At 65.8% G+C, this 6,453-nt stretch carries 5 protein-coding genes; 2 read left to right on the plus strand and 3 right to left on the minus strand.

Annotated elements, in window-relative coordinates; genetic code table 11:
- On the plus strand, positions 1-834 hold an 834-nt coding region (locus SE92_RS10495), incomplete at its 5' end, for an amidase family protein (protein WP_245324537.1).
- 79 nt (positions 835-913) lie between these two features.
- Positions 914-1,813 (plus strand): LysR substrate-binding domain-containing protein, encoded by a 900-nt coding sequence (locus SE92_RS10500; RefSeq protein WP_063195635.1) that lies wholly within the window; start codon positions 914-916, stop codon positions 1,811-1,813.
- 163 nt (positions 1,814-1,976) lie between these two features.
- Here the strand turns inward: SE92_RS10500 and SE92_RS10505 are convergent, their stop codons facing one another.
- The 3 genes from SE92_RS10505 to SE92_RS10515 all read right to left on the minus strand — a co-directional run.
- The gene (locus SE92_RS10505; protein WP_063203446.1) at positions 1,977-3,467 is read right to left on the minus strand and encodes an amidase; all 1,491 of its coding nucleotides are present in this window, start codon (positions 3,465-3,467) and stop codon (positions 1,977-1,979) included.
- A 15-nt stretch (positions 3,468-3,482) separates the two neighbouring features.
- A complete protein-coding gene (locus tag SE92_RS10510; protein ID WP_063195636.1) occupies positions 3,483-4,280 on the minus strand; it encodes an FAD binding domain-containing protein in 798 nt (265 codons plus the stop codon).
- A gap of 11 nt (positions 4,281-4,291) precedes the next feature.
- Positions 4,292-6,453: xanthine dehydrogenase family protein molybdopterin-binding subunit (locus SE92_RS10515; protein WP_063921213.1), on the minus strand; the 2,162-nt coding region annotated here is incomplete at its 5' end.

The raw sequence follows: 6,453 nt of genomic DNA on the forward strand, positions 1-6,453 counted from the left end.
AGACCGCCGGCGCATGTCGGCGTCGCCGGCTTCAAGCCGTCCTATGGCGCGATCCCCTATGGACCCGGCTTTGCGGAGCCGTTCTTCGGCCTGTCGGTCATCGCCCCGATTGCCGCAGATATCGCCGATATCGCGCTGGCGTTCGAAGCCATGGCCGGCAGCGATCCGCGCGATCCGGATTCGGCCGTCATCGCGAAAGAGGTCGGAGACGTCGCCGGCCTGCGTATTTCGTTCTCGCCGCGCCTAGGTCTCGATGTCGCGATTGATGACGTGGTCGCAGACGGGCTTGTCTCCGCTGTCGACCGGCTCTGCGCGGCGGGCTTGCGCATCACACAGCGCGATCCGGTCTGGCCGGCAGGCGCCACGGAGGAGGCCATCATGCCGCTTCAGCATGCGGGCCTGGCTGCGCTCTATGGCGATACATTCCGCAAGGATCCCACGATCTTCGATCCCGATATCGCCAAACAAATCGAGCGAGGCCTTTCCTGGTCGGGCGCGGAGGTCGCCGGAGCTCTGGTCGCGAGCGCCGCGGTCGCCAATGCTTTCGCCGCTTTCCTCACCGACGTGGACTTGCTGCTGACCCCAACGGTCCCCTGCGTCGCTTGGCCGCTGACCCAGCTTGGGCCGGACATGATCGGCGGAAAGCCCGCGAGCCCGCGGGGGCATGCGGTGTTTACGCCCTTCGTCAATCATGCCCGCCTGCCCGCGATCTCGATTCCATGCGGAACGGATCCGCGCGGCCTTCCGTTCGGCCTGCAAATCATCGCCCGGCGCGGACAGGACCGCACACTGCTGGACGCCGCCCATCGGATCGAGGCTTTGCTGCGGAGGTAACCTGGCTGGGGGAGATGATCCGACAGGGTGGACGCGCTAGCATGGGTTTTGCATAAATTGCAGGCGATATGGACGCCGCATGAACCTCATCAGTCTCGACATCCGCATGCTCCGGTCACTGATCTCGGTGGTCGAGACCGGCAGCATCACCGAGACCGCCCGACGGCTGGGCCGCACCCAGCCGGCGATCACCCTGCAATTGCAGCGGCTGGAGGAGCTCACCGGCAAGCAGCTGTTCGAGCATGGCGGCCGCAGACTGACGCTGACCGACGACGGCAACACCGTCCTCACCTATGCCAAATCCATCCTGAGGTTGCATGACGAGCTGATTTCGCAGCTTGCGTCACAGGAGATCGAGGGCCAGGTCGTGCTCGGCACGCCCGACCTCTATGCGGCGTTCATGCTGCCCCAGATTCTCAGTGTGTTCCGAAAGTCATTCCCGCGCGTGCAGGTCGAACTCAACTGCGCGCTGTCGACACCGCTGGTCGGGCTCGTCAAGCGCGGTGACGTCGACATCGCGCTCGTCACCCGCATGAACGATTTCACCGGCGGCCAGGTGGTCCGGCGCGAGCAGCTGGTATGGATGACGGGCGAGCAGTCCACGGCGCATCAGGAGCGACCGATCCCGCTCGCGCTGCTGCCGCCGGGCAACATCTATCGCGACTACGCCATCGATACGCTGGAACGCGCAAATCTGCGCTGGCGCGTCGCCTGCGTCAGCGAAAGCGTCGGCGGCCTCCAGGCGGCCGCCTTCGCCGGGATGGCGGTGACCGTGCTCGGCCGTAGCGCACTGGTGCCGACGATGCGTGAGATCGGACCGAACGAGGGCCTGCCGCCGCTGCCGAAGATCGAGCTGCTGCTCTACAAATCCAGCGGCGCCACCTCGAAGGCGGCGACCGCGCTCCACGACTATCTCGCGCATTATCTGCGCCTCGACGAGGAGCTCAGCGGCCGCGGTGCTCCGATCGAGCTGGGCTAGACTCCAAAAGCGCGAAAACAACCCCATGCACAGTAGAACGGCCTTTGTTTGCAAAGGGTTTTTTCGCGCGTGCTCTTGGGGAATACCGAGGCCGACGATGCCGTATGGTGCCTGAGCGATCGACACGTCGGGCAAAACACCTGCACTGTTGCATGATGCCGCTTCACCCCTTCGCGCGCCCTCCACTCCCCTCGCGGAGCGCGAGCTGCGGCCAGAATTTCGCCCAAGGTTGCGCCGCCTCGAACGCCGCAGCGATACGAAAGATCGTGGGCTCATCGAGCCAGGGCGCGACGATCTGCAGGCCGATCGGCATGCCGTCGCGATCGAAGCCGCAGGGCAGCGTCGCCGCCGGAAGGCCGGCAAGATTGATTGGCCAGGTGAACGGCGACCAGCCGAGATGCGGATCGACCTTGCTGCCGTCAATCGTGTCGACGCCGATCCGGCCGGCCTCGAACGCGGTGACCGCAACCGTCGGCGTCACCAGCACATCGACACGTTCAAACAGTTTGACGAAGGCATTCCGCGCCTGGCCGCGGCGGTAACTCGCCTCGATATAGTCCGTGCCGCTGTAGCGGCGGCCGGCACTGACGACATTGCGATAGTCGGCCTCCGAGCTTGCAAGATCGGTTGCGGACTTCCTCGCAACCGCCGCTGCTTGTTCGGTAAAAGCGATCGGCTTCAAGGTGTGCTCCAGAATGCCGGGGTCGAGACCCGGGCCGTCCACGGTGACCTGCGCGCCACAGGAATCGAGAATGGCGAGCGCTTTGCCAAATGCCGCGCACACGTCAGGGCTGACCGCGGCGTAGCCGAGATCGGCGCTGGCACCGATGCGGATGCCATCCAGGCGCCCTGCTTCCGTGTTGAAGCGGCGTGCAGACACCGGAAGGCTTGCGGCATCGCGCAGATCATAACCAGCGATGACCTCGAGCGTCAGCGCGGCGTCTGCGACCGTGCGCGTGATCGGCCCGGTATGGGCGAGCGAGGCCCAGGACGGCGGCGAGAAGCCGGGTGAGCGCGGCACAAGGCCGAAAGTCGGCTTGAGCCCGAACACGCCGCAAAAGGCGGAAGGCACCCGGATCGAGCCGACGCCGTCGGTGCCAATTGCGATCGGACCGCACCCCGCGGCCACGCCCACTGCCGCGCCGCCGCTCGATCCGCCGCTGGTACGGCCGGGATTCCAGGGGTTTCGCGTCGTGCCGGTCACCGGGCTATCAGCCGTCAACTTGTAGCCAGATTCGCAGGTCGTGGTCTTGCAGGTGATGATCGCGCCGGCCGCCCTCAGCGCCGACACCACGGCGGCATCGGCCTCGGGCACAAAGCTCGTGTTCATCGGCGAGCCGGCATAGGCCGGCACGCCCGCGACGAAGACGAGGTCCTTGATCGTGACGGGCACGCCGGCGAGCGCCCCCTTGGCTTCGCCCGCACGCATCTCCCTGGTGAGACGGTCGGCCTCGGCCCTCGCCTGCTCGTACATCGGCGTCACCACCGCGTTGCAGGTCTCGTTCGCCGTCTCCAGCGCGGCGATGGTGTCATCCACGACATCGCGCGGGGTGAACGCCTTGCGCCGGTAGCCGGCCATGATCTCGCTTGCAGAAAGCGCGCCAAGGCCAGTCGGCGCCGGCGGGAAGGCCGTTCGGCCGGAACCATCAGTCATCATCAAACCCAGGTGCTAGCCGAGCGCCGCGTCGACGGCGCGCTTGGCCATCACCGTGACGAGATGCGCCCGGTAATCGGCTTCGGCATGGATATCGGAGGTGAGACCCTCGGCGTCGATCTTGATCGCCGCGATCGCGGACGGATCAAAATTTCCCGACAGCGCCGCCTCCATCGGCGGCACGCGGAACACGCCGGGACCGGCGCCGGTGACGGCGACACGGACCCCATCGGCCAATTTCGCGACGAACACGCCGACCAGCGCATAGCGCGATGCCGGCGCCTTGAATTTTGCGTAACCCGCCTTGAGGGGCACGGGAAAGCGGATCGCGGTGATGATCTCGCCGGATTCAAGTGCGGTCTCGAACAAGCCGAGGAAGAACTTGTCCGCCGCAATCTCGCGTGTGCTGGTGACAATGGTGGCGCCAAGACCGAGCACACCGGCGGGATAATCTGCCGCCGGATCGTTATTGGCGACCGAACCGCCGATGGTGCCGCGGCTGCGCACGGCGGGATCGCCGATCATCGAGGCCAACGCCGCGAGCCCGGGGATTCGTGTCTGTACCACCTTCGAGGCGGCCACCACGGCATGCGGCGTCATGGCGCCGATGGTGATGGTGGCGCCGTCGTCGCCAATGCCCTTGAGGCTCCCGAGCCTGGACAGATCGACCAGCGCAGGCGGATTGGCCAGCCGCTGCTTCAGGGTCGGGATCAGCGTCATGCCGCCGGCAACAAGCTTGCTGTCCTCGATCGAGGTCAGAAGCTTGGCCGCATCCAGAATCCGGGCAGGCTGGTGGTAGGCAAATGGTTTCATTGTCGTCCTCCCTATTCCGCGGCGACCGGCAGCGACGCGTTTTGCAGCAGCCGCCAGATCCGGTTCGGTGTCGCCGGCATGTCGACATGGGTGACGCCGAGATGCGACAGGGCGTCGACCACCGCATTGATCACGGCGGCGGGCGAGCCGATGGTGCCGACCTCGCCGCAGCCCTTCACGCCCATCGGCGTGTGCGTGCATAGCGTGGAATGAGTCTCAACTTTCATCATCGGCAGATGGTCCGCACGCGGCATGCAATAGTCCATCAGCGAGCCCGACAGCAGCTGGCCGGAGCCCTCGTCGTAGACCGCATTCTCGAACAGAGCCTGGCCGACCCCCTGCACGATGCCGCCGTGCAGCTGGCCCTCCACGATCATCGGGTTGATCACCGTGCCGACGTCGTCGACCGCGGTGTAGTTCAGCAAGGTCACCGTTCCGGTCTCGGGGTCGACCTCGACCTCGGCGATGTGACAGCCGCCGGGATAGGTGAAGTTGACGGGATCGTAATAAGCCTGCTCTTCCAGGCCCGGCTCCAGCACTTCGAGCGGATAGTCGTGGGGGACGTAGGCCGCGCCTGCGATCTCTTCGAAGCTCTTGGTGCGGTCCGTGCCAGCAACGGAGAACTTTCCAGCCTCGAACTGGATGTCGACTTCGGCCGCCTCGAGCAGATGGGCCGCGATCTTCTTGCCCTTGGCAATCACCTTGTCGGTGGCCTTCGACAAGGCAGCGCCGCCGACCACGAGGGAGCGCGAGCCATAAGTACCCATGCCGAACTGGACACGGTCGGTATCGCCAAATACGATATCGACGTTCTCGAAGGCAACGCCGAGCTTCTCCGACACGATCTGCGCGAACGTCGTTTCGTGACCTTGACCATGATTGTGGGTGCCGATCATCACCGTCACCTGGCCGGTCGGATGCACGCGCACCGTGGCGCTTTCATAAAGGCCGCCGCGCGCCCCCAATCGTCCGGCGAAGCGCGACGGCGCAAGGCCGCAGGCCTCGACATAGGTGGAATAACCGAGCCCGCGGAATTTGCCCTTGCTGGCAGAGGCCGCCTTGCGGATCCCGAAATTCTTGACGTCGGCCGCAACCAGCGCGCCGTCGAGACAGCCCATGGGATCGCCGGAATCGTACTGGACCAGCACCGGCGTCTGGTACGGATAGGCCTCCTTCGGGATCATGTTGCGGCGGCGGATCTCGACGCGGTCGATGCCCATCTCGCTGGCTGCGACGTCGACCATGCGCTCCAGCACGAAGGTGGCCTCAGGACGGCCGGCGCCGCGATAGGCGTCCACCGGCACGGTGTTGGTGAACACGACCTTCACGTTGCAGTAGATCGCGGGCGTCGTGTAGACGCCGCCAAGCAGCGGCGCATAGAGGTTGGTCGGGATGTTCGGCCCGAAGGTCGAGAGATATCCGCCCATATTGGCCAGCGTGTTGACGCGGAAGGCCAGGAATTTACCGGTCTCGTCGAGCGCCAGCTCGGCCTCGGTGACGTGATCGCGGCCGTGACGATCGGAAACGTAACCTTCCGAGCGGCTCGCGACCCACTTCACAGGCCGCTTCACGCGCTTGGCGGCCCAGGTGATCACGGCCTCCTCGCCGTAGTGGAACTGCTTGACGCCGAAGCCGCCGCCGACGTCGGGGGCGACCACCCGCAGCTTGTGCTGCGGGATGTTCAGCACAAGCGCGCCCATCAGGAAGCGCACGACGTGCGGGAACTGGCTGGTGGTCCACAGCGTGAATCGATCGGTGCCCGGCTCGTATTCCGCGATCGCCGCGCGCGGCTCCATGGGATTGCCGATCAGGCGGTTGTTGACGAGGCTGAGCCTGGCGACATGCGCCGCCTTCTTGAAGGCGGCCTCGACCGCCGCCTTGTCGCCGAGCTCCCAGTCGCAGCAGATGTTGTTCGGGACGTCGTCGAACAATTGCGGCGCGCCCGGCCTGACGGCTTCGAGCACGCCGACGACCGAAGGCAGCACCTCGTAATCGACCACCAGCGCCTCGGCGCCGGCATCGGCCTGCTCCGGCGTCTCGGCGATGACGAAGGCCACCATGTCGCCGACGAAGCGCACCTTGCCTTGCGCCAGCATCGGGAACGGCGGCTCCTTCATCGGAACTCCCTTGGCGTCCGAGATGCCCCAGCCACAGGGCAGCGAGCCGAGGCCGT

Source organism: Bradyrhizobium sp. AT1, from assembly GCF_001590795.1.
Classification (GTDB): Bacteria; Pseudomonadota; Alphaproteobacteria; order Rhizobiales; family Xanthobacteraceae; genus Bradyrhizobium.

What these genes read in the sequence shown, in the direction of transcription:
- SE92_RS10505 (WP_063203446.1), bottom strand. Translation starts at nt 3,467, where the DNA reads ATGACTGATGGTTCCGGCCGAACGGCCTTCCCGCCGGCGCCGACTGGC.
- SE92_RS10510 (WP_063195636.1), bottom strand. Translation starts at nt 4,280, where the DNA reads ATGAAACCATTTGCCTACCACCAGCCTGCCCGGATTCTGGATGCGGCC.
- SE92_RS10500 (WP_063195635.1), top strand. Translation starts at nt 914, where the DNA reads ATGAACCTCATCAGTCTCGACATCCGCATGCTCCGGTCACTGATCTCG.